The organism is Acidovorax sp. ACV01, assembly GCF_014851495.1.
Taxonomy (GTDB): Bacteria; Pseudomonadota; Gammaproteobacteria; order Burkholderiales; family Burkholderiaceae_C; genus Acidovorax; species Acidovorax radicis.
Genome location: NZ_JACUZT010000003.1, coordinates 824,669 through 837,767, shown reverse-complemented (window position 1 = coordinate 837,767; position 13,099 = coordinate 824,669). Strand labels below are relative to the sequence as shown.

The 13,099-nt window shown below is 66.9% G+C and carries 13 protein-coding genes; 8 read left to right on the top strand and 5 right to left on the bottom strand.

All coding sequences use genetic code 11. The features are described from left to right. Window positions 1-7: 7 nt before the first annotated feature. Window positions 8-1,234 (bottom strand): MFS transporter, encoded by a 1,227-nt coding sequence (locus IB243_RS12525; RefSeq protein ID WP_010464247.1) that lies wholly within the window; start codon window positions 1,232-1,234, stop codon window positions 8-10. Between the two features lie 246 nt (window positions 1,235-1,480). On the opposite strand from IB243_RS12525, the gene IB243_RS12520 reads away from it, so the two are divergent. Beyond that, a complete protein-coding gene (locus IB243_RS12520; RefSeq protein WP_010464249.1) occupies window positions 1,481-2,401 on the top strand; it encodes a phosphoribosylaminoimidazolesuccinocarboxamide synthase in 921 nt (306 codons plus the stop codon). Window positions 2,402-2,472: 71 nt separating this feature from the next. Here IB243_RS12520 and trxA read toward each other — a convergent pair whose 3' ends face one another. Further along, window positions 2,473-3,381 (bottom strand): thioredoxin, encoded by a 909-nt coding sequence (gene trxA / locus IB243_RS12515; protein WP_192427348.1) that lies wholly within the window; start codon window positions 3,379-3,381, stop codon window positions 2,473-2,475. A gap of 157 nt (window positions 3,382-3,538) precedes the next feature. On the opposite strand from trxA, the gene purE reads away from it, so the two are divergent. From purE to IB243_RS12495, 4 genes are all read left to right on the top strand, one after another. Then, complete coding sequence (purE, locus tag IB243_RS12510) at window positions 3,539-4,033, top strand: 5-(carboxyamino)imidazole ribonucleotide mutase (protein WP_057227318.1); 495 nt, start codon at window positions 3,539-3,541, stop codon at window positions 4,031-4,033. Then, complete coding sequence (locus tag IB243_RS12505; protein WP_192427346.1) at window positions 4,030-5,199, top strand: 5-(carboxyamino)imidazole ribonucleotide synthase; 1,170 nt, start codon at window positions 4,030-4,032, stop codon at window positions 5,197-5,199. Before purE ends, IB243_RS12505 begins: the two co-directional genes overlap by 4 nt. A 17-nt stretch (window positions 5,200-5,216) precedes the next feature. Continuing rightward, entirely contained in the window at window positions 5,217-6,233 is a 1,017-nt protein-coding gene (locus IB243_RS12500; RefSeq protein WP_192427457.1) for an L-threonylcarbamoyladenylate synthase, read from the top strand. A gap of 76 nt (window positions 6,234-6,309) precedes the next feature. Continuing rightward, window positions 6,310-7,263, top strand: coding sequence for an SGNH/GDSL hydrolase family protein (locus tag IB243_RS12495; RefSeq protein WP_057271411.1), 954 nt, complete (start codon window positions 6,310-6,312; stop codon window positions 7,261-7,263). 119 nt (window positions 7,264-7,382) lie between these two features. On the opposite strand, the gene IB243_RS12490 is transcribed toward IB243_RS12495, so the two are convergent. The 3 genes from IB243_RS12490 to dacB all read right to left on the bottom strand — a co-directional run bounded on the left by IB243_RS12490 (window position 7,383) and on the right by dacB (window position 10,724). Further along, window positions 7,383-8,681 (bottom strand): lipase family protein, encoded by a 1,299-nt coding sequence (locus tag IB243_RS12490; RefSeq protein WP_010464261.1) that lies wholly within the window; start codon window positions 8,679-8,681, stop codon window positions 7,383-7,385. A gap of 246 nt (window positions 8,682-8,927) precedes the next feature. Beyond that, a complete protein-coding gene (locus IB243_RS12485) occupies window positions 8,928-9,197 on the bottom strand; it encodes a SemiSWEET transporter (protein WP_010464262.1) in 270 nt (89 codons plus the stop codon). Between the two features lie 57 nt (window positions 9,198-9,254). Then, entirely contained in the window at window positions 9,255-10,724 is a 1,470-nt protein-coding gene (dacB, locus tag IB243_RS12480) for a D-alanyl-D-alanine carboxypeptidase/D-alanyl-D-alanine-endopeptidase (RefSeq protein ID WP_192427344.1), read from the bottom strand. A 99-nt stretch (window positions 10,725-10,823) separates the two neighbouring features. Here dacB and IB243_RS12475 point away from each other — a divergent pair, with 99 nt between their 5' ends. From IB243_RS12475 to rimI, 3 genes are read left to right on the top strand one after another with little or no spacing between them, the layout of a single operon-like run. Further along, entirely contained in the window at window positions 10,824-11,822 is a 999-nt protein-coding gene (locus IB243_RS12475; protein WP_057271409.1) for a DMT family transporter, read from the top strand. Window positions 11,823-11,852: 30 nt separating this feature from the next. Continuing rightward, window positions 11,853-12,578: a tRNA (adenosine(37)-N6)-threonylcarbamoyltransferase complex dimerization subunit type 1 TsaB gene (gene tsaB / locus IB243_RS12470; RefSeq protein WP_192427342.1), complete on the top strand. Its 726-nt coding sequence runs from the start codon at window positions 11,853-11,855 to the stop codon at window positions 12,576-12,578. A gap of 19 nt (window positions 12,579-12,597) precedes the next feature. After that, window positions 12,598-13,077: a ribosomal protein S18-alanine N-acetyltransferase gene (gene rimI, locus IB243_RS12465; protein ID WP_192427340.1), complete on the top strand. Its 480-nt coding sequence runs from the start codon at window positions 12,598-12,600 to the stop codon at window positions 13,075-13,077. The last annotated feature ends 22 nt before the right edge of the window (window positions 13,078-13,099 follow it).

The following is a 13,099-nucleotide window of genomic DNA, read 5'->3' as shown; positions in this document are numbered from 1 at the left end:
CCTTGGCTCAGCGCCCTGAAGGCGCCGCACCATGCAGCGTCAACCGCCCCACCACCAGCATCGACAACAGGCTCGCTGTAATGCCCACCAGCGCAGCCACCCAGTAGTTCTGCACCAGCCCTTGCGCATCGCGGCTGATCAGCATCCCGCCCACCAAAGACGCCGCTCCCATGGCGGCGGACTGCACCGATGCGTTCAGGGTCATGAAGGTGCCACGCAACGGCGCCTGCGCCGCGGAGGCAACGATGGCCATGCCGGGAATCATCCGGCCGCTCACGAAGGCAAACATCAGGGTGGACACCGCCAGCACGCCCCACAGCGGCAAGCCCTGCACCAGCGTGATGCCCAGCAGGCAGGGCGCCGCAGCCAGGGCCAGCCCGCGAAACGTTCGCACCTTGCCAAGCCGGTCCGTCAACCCGCCAAACAGGCGGGCGGTGAACAGGGTCGCGACACCCCCGCACAGGTAGGCCCATGGAATCTGATCGGCCCGCACGCCAGCATTGGTCTGCATGTAGATGGTGATGTAGGGAATCACCGTAAAACCTGTAAACATGAGCAACGCAGAGAACAGGAACGCCCAGCGGTGGTTCGGATCTGCGAGCACTTGGCCGATGCCACCCAGCGCCGTTCTGCCGCTGGCCGCCTGCACATGGGCCGTCATCGCGGGCATGGTGCGCGCCGCCAGCACGGCCAGCACCCCCACCATCGCGGCAATCGCAATGAACGGCATGTTCCAGCCCCCATGCTCGGCAAGGATCAGCCCCAGCGGAACACCCGCCACGGTGGACACGGAGAAAGATGTCATCACGATGCCCATCGCCCGGCCGCGCCGCTCGAACGGGACCACATCGGCCACGATGGTTTGCGACAAGGCCGACAACACGCCCCCGAACGCCCCCGCCAGAATGCGCGCCACCATCAGCGTGCCGTAAGTAGGTGCCACGCCGCAGGCCAGCGTGGCCAGCCCGAACAGCACATACAACACCAGCATCAGGCGCTTGCGCCCAAACCGGTCGATGTAGGTGGAGGCCAGCAAACCCGACACCCCGGCCGAGAGCGTATAGGCCGACACCAGCAGCCCGAACTGCGCGTCGCTGATGGAAAACAGCTGCGTGAACCGAGGGCCCAGCGGCATCATGATCATGAAGTCCAGGATGTGGGTGAACTGGATGCCCGCGAGGGTGAGCAGCAGCCACAGTTCGCGGCGCGGGGTGAGTACAGGGGGTGAGGGCACAGGGAGTGGCCAAAGGTGGCCCGGTCAGCTTCAGGGCCACACAGTGTGCCGCAAGGGCGGCCCGCGCGCAGGGCATCGCCCGCCCTCCACGCAGACGCCGCTCGGCCCCCCGCCGCAGGCACGCTTCGGGCTCGCGCGTAAAATCCGCAAGCTGCGCGAACGCAGTGACAACTTCATCCGCTCCCGCGCCTCACTCCCCGTTTTTCGGCCTGTCTGCAGCGCACATCGATCGCCCACACCGACACCATGACCCAGCCCAGCTCCAACGCCCTGCACACCTCCGCCCTCACGTCGCTGCCCCTGCTGGCACGCGGCAAGGTGCGTGACAACTACGCCGTGGGCGACGACCGCATCCTGATGGTGGCCAGCGACCGCCTTTCGGCCTTCGACGTGATCATGGGCGAGCCCATTCCGGGCAAGGGCGAGCTGCTCACGCAGATGGCGCTGTTCTGGTTCGACAAGCTCGGGTATATCTGCCCCAATCACCTGACGGGCGACGCACCGGAAAGCGCGGTATCCCCGGAAGAAGCGGCACAAATCCGTGGCCGGTCCATGCTGGTGCAGCGGCTGCAGCCCATCCCCGTCGAAGCCGTGGTGCGCGGCTACCTGGCCGGCAGCGGCTGGAAGGAATACCAGGAATCGCGCTCGGTCTGCGGCGTGCCGCTGCCCGAAGGGCTGACCAATGCCGCGAAGCTGCCCGAGCCCATCTACACCCCGGCCGCCAAAGCCGCGATGGGTGAACACGACGAAAACATCACGTTCGAGCGCACGGTCGAAATGATTGGCCTCGACCTGGCCACCCGCATCCGCGACCTGAGCATTGCGATCTACAAGGCTGCTGCCGAGATCGCACTCACCAAAGGCATGATCATTGCCGACACCAAGTTCGAGTTTGGCCTGGCGCCCGACGGCACCCTGGTGCTGATGGACGAGGTGCTCACGCCCGACAGCTCGCGCTACTGGCCGGTGGAAGGCTACGAAGCAGCTCTCGCCGCCGGCCAGAACCCACCGAGCTACGACAAACAATTCGTGCGCGACTGGCTCGAACAGGCGCAGGTGAACGGCAAGCCCTGGGACAAGACCGCGCCCGCCCCCCGCCTGCCGCGCGAAGTCATCGAAAAAACCGCCGCCAAGTACCGGGAAGCGCTGGAACGGCTGACGGCCTGACCTGTCCATCAGCCCACCGCAAAAAGAAAGGCCCTTCCCGGGCCTTTCTTTTTTGGTGGGGCGAACCCCGCTCAGCTGAGCACCACGCTCGACAAGCGACGCCGGTAGGTCGCCACCACCGGATCATCGGGCGGGATCTGGCCGTCGGCCACCTTCACCTTCGGGGGTTCGATGATTTCGAGGATGGCCACATAGGTCTTGCGGGCGACCTCCTCACCCCAGGCCTTGTCGCGCATGAGGATTTCGAGCAGCTCGTCCATGGCGTCCGTCCAGCGCTGGCCCGCCATGAGCCAGCGGGCACGGGCGTAGCGGGTGTCAAAGTCGCGCTTGTTGGTGACAATTTTTGCATCAAATTCAGCCCCAGCGCTTTCTCCATAAGCGCTCGAAGCTACGAAATCAATAGCATCCATCCAGGCCTTTAGCGCACCCAGCTTGCGCGAGCCTGCGGCCTTGGCGATGACGGGGGCAAAGGCCACCTTGGCATCGTCCTCGCGGTGCAGCTGCAGCAGCAGCTTGACGTAGTCAAAACGTGCGTCGTCGTTGGAAGGATCGGTCACCACGGCATGCTGCAGCTTTTCCAGCGCGGTGCCGGTGTCGCCTTCCGCCAGGGCGTCATGGGCTTCTTCTCCCTCAATTTCCGCCACCAGTTCTTCGGCGGTTGGCACATGCTTGTCGAGGAAAGCCCGCACCTGGCCTTCGGGCAGGGCGCCCATGAAGCCGTCCACGGGCTGGCCGTTCATGAGCAACACACAGGTGGGGATGCTGCGGATGCCGAACATGCCCGCCAGCTGCTGCTCCTGGTCCGAGTCGATCTTGACGAGCTTGAAGCGGCCGTCATAGTCGGTCTCCAACTTTTCGAGCACCGGCCCCAGCGACTTGCAGGGCCCACACCAAGGTGCCCAGAAGTCCACCAGCACGGGCACGTTCATCGAGGCGGCAACCACCTCGGCTTCAAAGTTCTCTACGGTGACGTCAATCATGATGGTGTGGGGGCCAGGGGCCTGTGGAGCAGTTTGCCCGCTATTTTGGCCCATCGAAACAGCCCCACACCAGCCAGGGGGGCGCAAAAAGTAAAATCGCGGGTTCCACCTACAGCGGTGGGGCAGGCGCAACCTGCCCACCAGCACCCTCCACACCATGAAACCCATCCAGATCGGCGTGGTCATGGGTTCCAGCAGCGACTGGGACACCATGCAGCATGCAGTGCAGATTCTTGAACAGTTCGGCATCCCGCACGAGGCCCGCGTGGTCTCGGCCCACCGCATGCCCGACGACATGTTTGCCTACGCCGAGGCCGCTGCGGGCCGGGGCCTCAAAGCCATCATTGCGGGGGCCGGGGGTGCTGCCCACCTGCCGGGCATGATTGCCGCCAAGACCACGGTGCCCGTGCTGGGTGTGCCGGTGGCCAGCCGCCACCTGCAAGGCGTGGATTCACTGCATTCCATCGTGCAGATGCCCAAGGGCATCCCCGTGGCCACGTTTGCCATTGGCACGGCAGGCGCCGCCAACGCCGCCCTGTTTGCCGTCGCCCTGCTGGCCAACGAAAGCCCCGAACTGCGCCAGCGGCTCGAAGCCTTCCGCGCCGAACAGACCGAGGTGGCGCGCAACATGACCCTGCCGCCCGCCGCATGAGCGCCAGCAACAAACCCCTCCTGCCGGGATCGATGCTGGGCGTGCTCGGCGGCGGCCAGCTGGGCCGCATGTTTGTGCACCAGGCGCAGGCCATGGGTTACTTCACGGCCGTGCTCGATGCCGACGCCTCCAGCCCTGCCGGGCTGGTGAGCCACCACCACATCCAGAAGGGTTATGAAGACCCGCAGGGCCTGGCCGAGCTGGCCCGTCTGTCGGATGCGGTGACCACCGAGTTCGAGAACGTGCCCGCTGCGGCGCTGGCTGCGCTGGCTGCGCAGCGCCCCGTGTCGCCCGCCGCCAGCGCTGTGTCGGTGGCGCAGGACCGCGCCCGCGAGAAGGCCCATTTCGTGGCCTGCGGTGTACCCTGTGCGCCGTATGCGGTGGTCGAAACGGCTGAGCAACTGGCTGCAGTTTCATCTGATCTACTGCCCGGCATCCTGAAAACCGCCCGCATGGGCTACGACGGCAAGGGCCAGGTCCGCGTCAAGACCGCTGCCGAGCTCGCCGCCGCCTGGGACTCGGTCGGCAAGGTGCCCTGCGTGCTGGAGAAGATGCTGCCCCTGGCGCTGGAATGTTCGGTGATCGTGGCGCGCGGCGCCGACGGCGCCACCGTGTACTTGCCCGTGCAGCGCAACCTGCACCGCGACGGCATCCTGGCCGTGACAGAGGTTTTTGAAACAAATCTGCCTCCAGCGCTTATTCAGCAAGCGGTAGAAGCTGCAATTTCGATAGCAAACGGTTTGCAGTACGTCGGCGTGCTCTGCGTGGAGTTTTTTGTGCTGCAGGACGGCAGCCTGGTGGTGAACGAAATCGCCCCCCGCCCGCACAACAGTGGCCACTACAGCCAGAACGCCTGCGACGTGTCGCAGTTCGAGCTGCAGGTGCGCACCATGGCCCGCCTGCCGCTCACGCAGCCGCGCCAGCACAGCCCCGCCGTGATGCTCAACCTGCTGGGTGATCTGTGGTTTGCCCATGGCGACACCGAGCAGACGCCCCCTTGGGACGAGGTGCTAGCCCTGCCCGGCACGCACCTGCACCTGTATGGCAAGCGCGAGGCCAAGCGCGGCCGCAAGATGGGGCACCTCAACATCACCGCCGCCACCCCCGGGGCGGCGCGCACCACGGCCCTGCAGGCCGCTGCGCTGCTGGGTATTGCACCGTTCTGATGTCGGCCTTCCAACCCATGATTCTTGACGGCACCCAGCCCGCATCCATCGCCACCGCAGCACGGGCCGTGCGCAGCGGCGCACTGCTCGGCCTGCCCACCGAAACCGTGTACGGCCTGGCAGCAGACGCCAGCAGCGATGCCGCCGTGGCGCAGATTTTTGCGGCCAAGGGACGCCCCAGCGACCACCCGCTGATCGTGCATGTAGCCAATGCCGAGGGCATTGCCCACTTCGCCAGTGAGGTACCGGGTTTTGCACAGAAGCTCGTCGATGCCTTCTGGCCCGGCCCGCTCACACTCATCCTGCCGCGCCTGTCCGGCGTGGCTGGCGCCGCCACCGGCGGCCAGGACAGCGTGGGACTGCGCTGCCCGGCCCACCCTGTGGCCCATGCCCTGCTGCTGGCCTGCGCCGCACCGGGCGACAGCGAGGCCCAAGGCGGCCCGCCGGTGTGGGGCGTGGCAGCCCCCAGCGCCAACCGCTTTGGCCGCGTGAGCCCCACCACCGCCCAGCATGTGCAGGACGAGCTGGGCGCCGGGCTGCTGGTGCTGGATGGTGGCCCGTGCGAAGTGGGCATCGAAAGCACCATCGTGGACTGCACGCGCGGTGTGCCCGTGCTGTTGCGCCCGGGCGCCATCACGCGCGAGCAGATTGAGGCCGCCTGCGGCATTGCACCGCTGTCCAGGGACGACATGCCCGCGCTCACGCCCCGCGCCTCGGGCACGCTCGAAGCGCACTACGCGCCCGCCGCCAAGGTGCGCCTGATGGACGCCAAGGCCCTGCAAACCGGCCTGGACCTGCTGGGCGCCGACGCCGCCCACATCGCGGTCTATGCCCGCGCCGCACTGCGCACCCAATCCTCCAAGCTCGTGATGCGCCGCATGCCCGACGACGCGGCCGCCACGGCCCAGCAGCTGTTTGCGGTGCTGCGCGGCTTTGACGACGATGGCGTGAAACTGATCTGGATCGAGACCCCGCCCGCCGAGCCCGAGTGGGAAGGTGTGCACGACCGCCTGCAACGTGCATCTGCCGCATGATTCCAGCCGCACAAGGCGGCTTTACATGCGTTGACGTTGCACCGCTAAACTACCCCCCACTTTTCTGGAGAAATACATGGCAGCAAATTGGATGCGCCGCACCGTACTGGTCGCCGCATGTGCGTCGGCCGCGTTGCTCGCGGCCTGCGGTTCCAGCACCACCGAATCGGCCATCACGCCCGAGCGCTTCATCGCGTTTGGTGATGCCAACAGCGATGTGGGGCAAAAAGGCTCTCGCTATACCGTCAACGACGGCAGCGTGAACAACTGGACCCTGCAGGTGGCCGCCAACTATGGCAAGCCACTCTCGGCCGTCTCTGCGGGAGGCAAGAGCTATGCCGTGGGCAATGCCCGCGTCAAGGCCAAGCCCGATGCCGCTGGCAACGCCAGCACGCCCACCATCACCGAGCAGATCGACACCTTTTTGGCCAGCGGCAGCTTCGCGGCCAACGATGTGGTGATCCTCAGCGGCGGCATCAGCGACGTGATCGCCGGCATGGCCGCCGTGCAGGCAGGCACCCAGACCGAAGCCGCCATGGTGGCCGCAGCCCGCCAGGCGGGTGAAGACATGGCCGCCCAGGTGCGCCGCCTGGTGACCGCCGGTGCCAAGTACGTGGTGGTGACCGGCACCTACGACCTGAGCAAGACCCCGTGGGCCAAGGCCATCGGCCGCGAGGCGCTGCTGACCGACGCCAGCAGCCGCTTCAACGACGGCCTGCTCGTGGGCATCGTGGACCTGGGTGCCAACGTGCTGTATGTGGACCTGGCCTACTACGTGAACCTGTATACCGGCGTGCCCGCCAACTACGGCTTCAACAATGCCACCACCGCCGTGTGCACCTCGGTGGACGCCACCAATGGCATCGGCATTGGCGCCGGAAAGGTCAATTCGGCCCTGTGCACCCCCTCCACGCTGCTGTCGGGCGCCAGCCAGACCTCCTACGTGTTTGCCGACCCGGTGTACCTCACGCCCTCGGCGCAGCGCCAGTTCGGCACCTACGCCTACGACCGCCTGCGCGCCCGCTGGTAAATTTGGCCACTGGCAGCTGTGGCCACGCTGCAGCTTCTATGCAGGCACCACAGCCATCAAAAAAGCCGACCCAAGGGTCGGCTTTTTGTTGTGCGGCACGCCGCCGCTTGCTGGCTGCCTTATTTGACCATGTCGAACACTGCTCGCGCCTGGGCATGGCAGAACGGCGGTTCGTAGGTGCCATGGTAGGCGCCGTAGTAGGTGGCAAATGCGGCCGATGTCGGATCGGTGGGTGCCTGGCCACCCGGGCCAAAGGTGGCCTGAATGGCCGCATCGACGTCCACCGATGCCACGTTGGTCAGGCCCCGGCTGTCGAAGTCGGCCTTCATCACGCGCTGGTGGATCGCAGGCGGCACGGTGGGATCGCCTGCGCCGCCACACAGCAGCACGCGGGCCTTGGGGCTCCAGCCCAGCAGGTCATTCTTTTTGGCCGCCAGGTACAGAGGGTGGGTGGTGCTGGTCTGCGAGCCCGTGATGAACGCGGACTGGAACAGCGCATCCCGCGCCTGGTTGGGCGTACCGGCGGGCAGAGTGCCCGAGGTGAGCAACGTGGTGTAGGTCATCGTAGGGTTGGGCAGCAAGGTCTCGATGTAGCCCGAATACGGGGCCTTGAAGACCTGCTTCACGTCCGTGTAAACGTCTCCATAAACTTTCTGCCAGGCCGTCACCAGATAAGGTACGAAGAACTGCACACCCGCAATGGCGTCCGGGATACGCAGCGAGCCCGACAGGTTGTAAGGGCCGGCCAAATGGGCACCTGCCACCACATTGAATTCAGTGCCGTAGTCGCGTTCCGCAGAGCGGTGTGCTGCCATCGACGAGTGCCCGCCCTGCGAGTAGCCCGTGAACATCACTTTGCCCGACAGATTGGCCCCTACGGTGCCCGCTGCATTGCGTGCGGCCCGCACCGAGTCGATGACCGAGGTGGCTTCCGAGTCGGCATGCAGGTAGGGGTGGTAGCTGTAGCCCGACTTGGCAAAGCCCAGGTAGTCGGTGGCCACCACGGCATAGCCCTGGGCGGCATACATGGCGGCGAGCAGGAAGGTTTCGTTGTCCTGCGGGTTGGCCAGCGTGCGGGGCTTTTGCACATCGGTGCCCTTGGCATAGGCGATCAGCGGTGCGGCTGTGTTGCAGCTGCCTGCGGGCACCAGCATCACGCCCGAAGCGTTGGTGTGCTCTCCACTCTTGGCGCCTGCGGTGGCGTAATTGAGAGCCACCACCTTCACATCACATTTCGCCTTGCCGCTGATGGCCTGCAGGCCACTGCTGGAGGTGCCTGCATCGATCTGCGCGGCCGTCAGCGTCATCATGACGGCAGGGGGGTCAATCAACGCGCCACGGTCTGGATCGTCGGAGCCGCCGCAGGCGACAAGCAGCACCGCAGCAGCGGCAACACAGGTAAGGCGGAAATACTTCATGAATGGATACCTCAGGTCAAGAAACAACGACGCATCGTGCGCGCACCTGCACTGCACCATCCATAGGGGATAACGCGGACCGAACCAGTGGGCAGACGCCTAGGTGACAGTGGCCCGCCACAGGCGAGCATTTGGAGCGACGCACAGAACCCAGCGAAGCGGTTCTGGCCAAGCGCGGCGTCGCAGGCAGTACGCGCAGTACCGCAAGACGCGGCAACGAAATCAGAAGCGTTTTGCGAGTCGCGCTTAGCGCTGGCCACGCGCTCCGTAGACCACCTTCATGCCCAGGATCGTCCCCGCCAGCGCGAGCGTGATGGCGTTGGCCACCACGATGGGCCAGGCCGCCAGGGTCAGCCCATACACCAGCCACAGCGCCACACCGGCCGTGAACACGCTGTACATGCCCAGCGAAATGCCCCGGACATCCCGCGTACGAAAGGTATGCAGTGCCTGGGGCACAAAGCTGCAGGTGGTCAGGATGGCGGCGAGGTAGCCGATGAGCTCGGTGGTGGGCATGGGACGGGGGAAAGTTCTGAAGGCTCTGGCGCGTGTGGCAGGGCAACGCCCCATTATTCACTGGTCGCGCGCGGTCCAGTCGACCAGGCTGTCCAGCACAGGCCGCGCAGCGCCGGCATTGGCATGGTTGACGACAGCCACCAGCACATAGCGCCGCCCGCTGGCCGCGTGCACATAGCCCGCCACGGCCATCACGTCGCGCAGGCTGCCAGTCTTGAGATGGGCCGTGCCCACGCGGCTCTGGCTGCGGCGCAGCGTGCCATCCACCCCGGAGATGGGCAGCGACGCCACCAGCTCCGGCATCACCGGGGACACCCAGGCCACCTGCAACATGCGAGCCAGCGCCTGCGCCGTCAGGCGGGCATCGCGGCTCAGGCCTGCACCGTTGTCGGCCAGGGGCAGTTCGGCATCACCGATGCGCGACAGCCACCACTGGCGCAAGGCCTCGCGGGCACCGTCGAAGGTGGCCACACCGTTCTTCTGCAGTGCCAGCGTCAGGAACACCTGCTGCGCCATCACGTTGTTGCTGTACTTGTTCACGTCACGCACCACTTCGGACAGCGCGGGTGAGGTGGCCACGAAGGCGGGTTTCAAGCCGGGCGGCACCTTGCCCTCGCGCACGCTGCCCGTGAGCTTGCCCCCCAGCTCGCGCCACATGCCTTCCACTGCACGCCCCGCAAAGCCGCGTGGGTCCACCGCCGCCACGGGCCACACGCGCTCGCCGCAGGTGGCCGGGTACACCCCCTGGAAACTCACCTTGGCGGGGTCGGCCAGCTCCGCCCGCAAGGCGCCACGCCAGTCGCCACACTCGGTGCCCGGCGCGGCCAGCGCGACGGTGGCCTGGCGCACCACACCCGCCAGGGGTGGGTCGTATTGGATGCGCGCCAGGCCTGCGGCGGAATCCGGCACAAAGGTCATCACCGACGATTTGTAGTTGAGCAGCAGCGCATCGGGCGCGGCGTTGTAGGGGCGCAGTGGCTCGCCATCAAAACGTGCCGGGTCGTGGTCGGGCACGTCAAAGGCCGTGCGGTCGAGCACGATGTCGCCGACGATGACCTGGATGCCCTGGCCCTGCAGGCGCCGCATCAGCAGCCACAGGCGTTCCATGACCAGCTTGGGATCGCCCTGGCCCTGGATGTAGACGTTGCCCCGCAGGCTGCCGTCCTGCACCGAGCCTTGCACGTAGACCGGTGTGTTCCACACATAGGCGGGGCCCAGTTGCTCCAGCGCCGCGTAAGTGGTCACCAGCTTCATCACCGATGCCGGGTTCACCGGCACCTGCGCCCGGTGTGCCAGGCGTGCAGGCGATGTCTTGCCGCCTTGCGCATCCACCACCATCACCGACAGGGCCTCGCGCGGCAACTTGGCGCGACCCAGGGCGGCTTCGACCTCCGGTGGCAACGGGGCGGGAGCCGCCGCCTGGGCCTGGGCCGTGCCAGCAGCCCCCGCCAGAACGAACCACACCGCCACACCGCCCAGGGCACCACGCAGCGCGAAGTGGCGCCAAGAATCAGGAAACAAAAACATGGCGCGAGTCTATCGCCCGGCAGCGCGCCGCCCGCAGGCCGCGCGTGACCAGGAACCCGGATGCCAGCGCCGCCACGCCCACCCACCGATAATCCCCCGATGCGTTTTTCTCCTCGTGCCATCGGCCTGCTGGCGGCGGTCGTGACGGTCACCATCTGGACGGGTTTCATCGTCATTGCCCGCGCCTCGGCCCAGCGCACGCTCACCCCGTTCGACATTGCGCTGCTGCGCATCACCGGCGCCAGCCTGGTCTTGCTGCCCTGGGGCTGGTGGCTGGTGCGGCGGCGCACCGCAGCGCTGGGCTCGGCCGCCCCGCCCTCCAGCCTGGCGGGCATTTCGCCCCTGCCGCTGCGCACCACGGCCCTGCTGGGCACCTTCGGCGGGCTGCTTTACGCCATGCTGGCCTACGCGGGATTCTTCCATGCACCAGCCACCCATGCGGCGGTGCTGATGCCGGGCAGCCTGCCGCTGTGGACGGCGCTGCTGGCTGCCGTGCTGCTGCGCGACCACATCACGCCGCTGCGTGCGGCGGGCCTGGCCCTGATCGTGGCAGGCGACCTGTTGGTCGGCGGGCGCAGCCTGCTGGCGGCGTTTTCGGGCGGGGATGTGTGGAAGGGCGATGTGCTGTTCATGCTGGCCGCCGCGTGCTGGGCCACCTACAGCGTGCTGGCCCGGCGCCATGCAGTGGATGCCGTGCAGGCCACCATCGCGATCACCGCGTTTGCATGCCTGGTCTATGTGCCGGGCTATGCCCTGCTGACCACGCTGGGCGCCGTCACCAGCCGCCTGGCGCTGGCGCCTTGGAGCGAGATCGTCTTCCACATGGTGTTCCAGGGCGGCGGCTCGGTGGTGATCTCGGGCATCGGCTTCACACGCATGATCCAGCACTATGGGCCCGTGCGATCCACCATGATCACGGCCCTGGTGCCTGGCCTCTCGGCCATCGGTGCAGTGATTTTTCTGGACGAGCCAATGTACTGGAACCTCGTCGCCGGCCTGCTGCTGGTGACTGCCGGTATCCTGCTGGGCGTGCTGCGCAAAAGTCAGGCGGGCGTGGTCGTCCCGCCCACGCCCGCCTCTGGCCGCACCGCCCCCTGACCCCTTTTGCCGCGCAAACCCTCTGGCCCCATGAATCTGCTCGCTTTCGACACCAGCACCGACACCCTTTCCATCGCCGTCCAGCACGGTGATGCCGTGTGGCAGCACACGGGCCCCGGGGGCGCGCAGGCTTCGGCCACACTGATTCCGACAGTGCGCAGCCTGATGGCGCAGGCCAGCCTGTCGTTCGACACGCTGGAAGTCATTGTGTTTGGCCGTGGCCCGGGCTCCTTCACCGGCTTGCGCACCGCCTGCGCCGTGGCACAGGGGCTGGCGTTTGGCGCGCACGGGGGCCACGGCATACCGGTGCTGCCCGTGGACACCCTGCTGGCTGTGGCCGAGGAAGCGCGCCAGGCGCACGGCTGCACGCAGGTGGTTGCGGTGCTGGACGCGCGCATGGACGAGGTCTACCACGCGCGCTGCGAGTGGATCGGCGCACAAGGCCGCTGGCACACCGATGCCGACTTTGGCCTGGGGGCGCCGGAATCCGTGCTCGTGCCCTTAGGATGGACGGTGGCGGGCAACGCGCGCACACCTTACGGCGAACGACTGGCGCCCACAGCCGCCCATGTGGCCACACTGCCCACGGCCAGCGCTCTGCTGCGCCTGGCCCCGGCCCTGCTGGCGGCGGGCGAAGGTGTGCCCGCCAGCGATGCGCTGCCGCGCTACATCCGCGATAAAGTGGCGAACACCACCGCCGAGCGGGCTGCGCTGCGCGCCGCCCAGCAAGAACGCGCGGTGGACGCGCCCCAGTGAATCATCCCTGCCAGACCCCATGAGCGCCTTGCCCACCCCGTCTGCCGGCGCGCCCGAGGCGCGCTTTGAAGCCCTCACGCTCTCGCGGCTGGATGCCGTGCTGGCGGTGGAGCAACGCGCCTATTCGCACCCCTGGACACGCGGCAACTTCACCGATGCCATGGCCTCGGGCTACCAGGCGCAGGTGCTGATGGCGGGAGAGCACCTGCTGGGCTACTTTGTGGCCATGCTGGGGGTGGATGAAGTACACCTGCTCAACATCACCGTCACCCCCGAATTCCAGCGCCAAGGCTGGGCGCGGGTGTTGCTGGACGCATTGGCCCTGTGGTCGCGCGGGCGCGGCGCCCAATGGCTGTGGCTGGAAGTGCGCATGAGCAACCTGCGCGCCCAGCACATCTACCAGACCCACGGGTTTCGCCGCGTGGGCGAACGCAAGCGCTACTACCCCGCCGAACTGGGCCAGCGCGAAGATGCCGTGGTCATGAGCCTGGCATTGTGAGCAACACCTTCAACGGGCCCCT

Excerpts from the sequence above, each read along its gene's own strand:
- IB243_RS12520 (WP_010464249.1), top strand. The coding sequence starts at position 1,481 with ATGACCCAGCCCAGCTCCAACGCCCTGCACACCTCCGCCCTCACGTCG.
- IB243_RS12485 (WP_010464262.1), bottom strand. The coding sequence starts at position 9,197 with ATGCCCACCACCGAGCTCATCGGCTACCTCGCCGCCATCCTGACCACC.
- IB243_RS12475 (WP_057271409.1), top strand. The coding sequence starts at position 10,824 with ATGCGTTTTTCTCCTCGTGCCATCGGCCTGCTGGCGGCGGTCGTGACG.
- IB243_RS12495 (WP_057271411.1), top strand. The coding sequence starts at position 6,310 with ATGGCAGCAAATTGGATGCGCCGCACCGTACTGGTCGCCGCATGTGCG.
- trxA (WP_192427348.1), bottom strand. The coding sequence starts at position 3,381 with ATGATTGACGTCACCGTAGAGAACTTTGAAGCCGAGGTGGTTGCCGCC.
- rimI (WP_192427340.1), top strand. The coding sequence starts at position 12,598 with ATGAGCGCCTTGCCCACCCCGTCTGCCGGCGCGCCCGAGGCGCGCTTT.
- IB243_RS12505 (WP_192427346.1), top strand. The coding sequence starts at position 4,030 with ATGAGCGCCAGCAACAAACCCCTCCTGCCGGGATCGATGCTGGGCGTG.
- IB243_RS12490 (WP_010464261.1), bottom strand. The coding sequence starts at position 8,681 with ATGAAGTATTTCCGCCTTACCTGTGTTGCCGCTGCTGCGGTGCTGCTT.
- IB243_RS12500 (WP_192427457.1), top strand. The coding sequence starts at position 5,217 with ATGATTCTTGACGGCACCCAGCCCGCATCCATCGCCACCGCAGCACGG.
- dacB (WP_192427344.1), bottom strand. The coding sequence starts at position 10,724 with ATGTTTTTGTTTCCTGATTCTTGGCGCCACTTCGCGCTGCGTGGTGCC.
- purE (WP_057227318.1), top strand. The coding sequence starts at position 3,539 with ATGAAACCCATCCAGATCGGCGTGGTCATGGGTTCCAGCAGCGACTGG.
- tsaB (WP_192427342.1), top strand. The coding sequence starts at position 11,853 with ATGAATCTGCTCGCTTTCGACACCAGCACCGACACCCTTTCCATCGCC.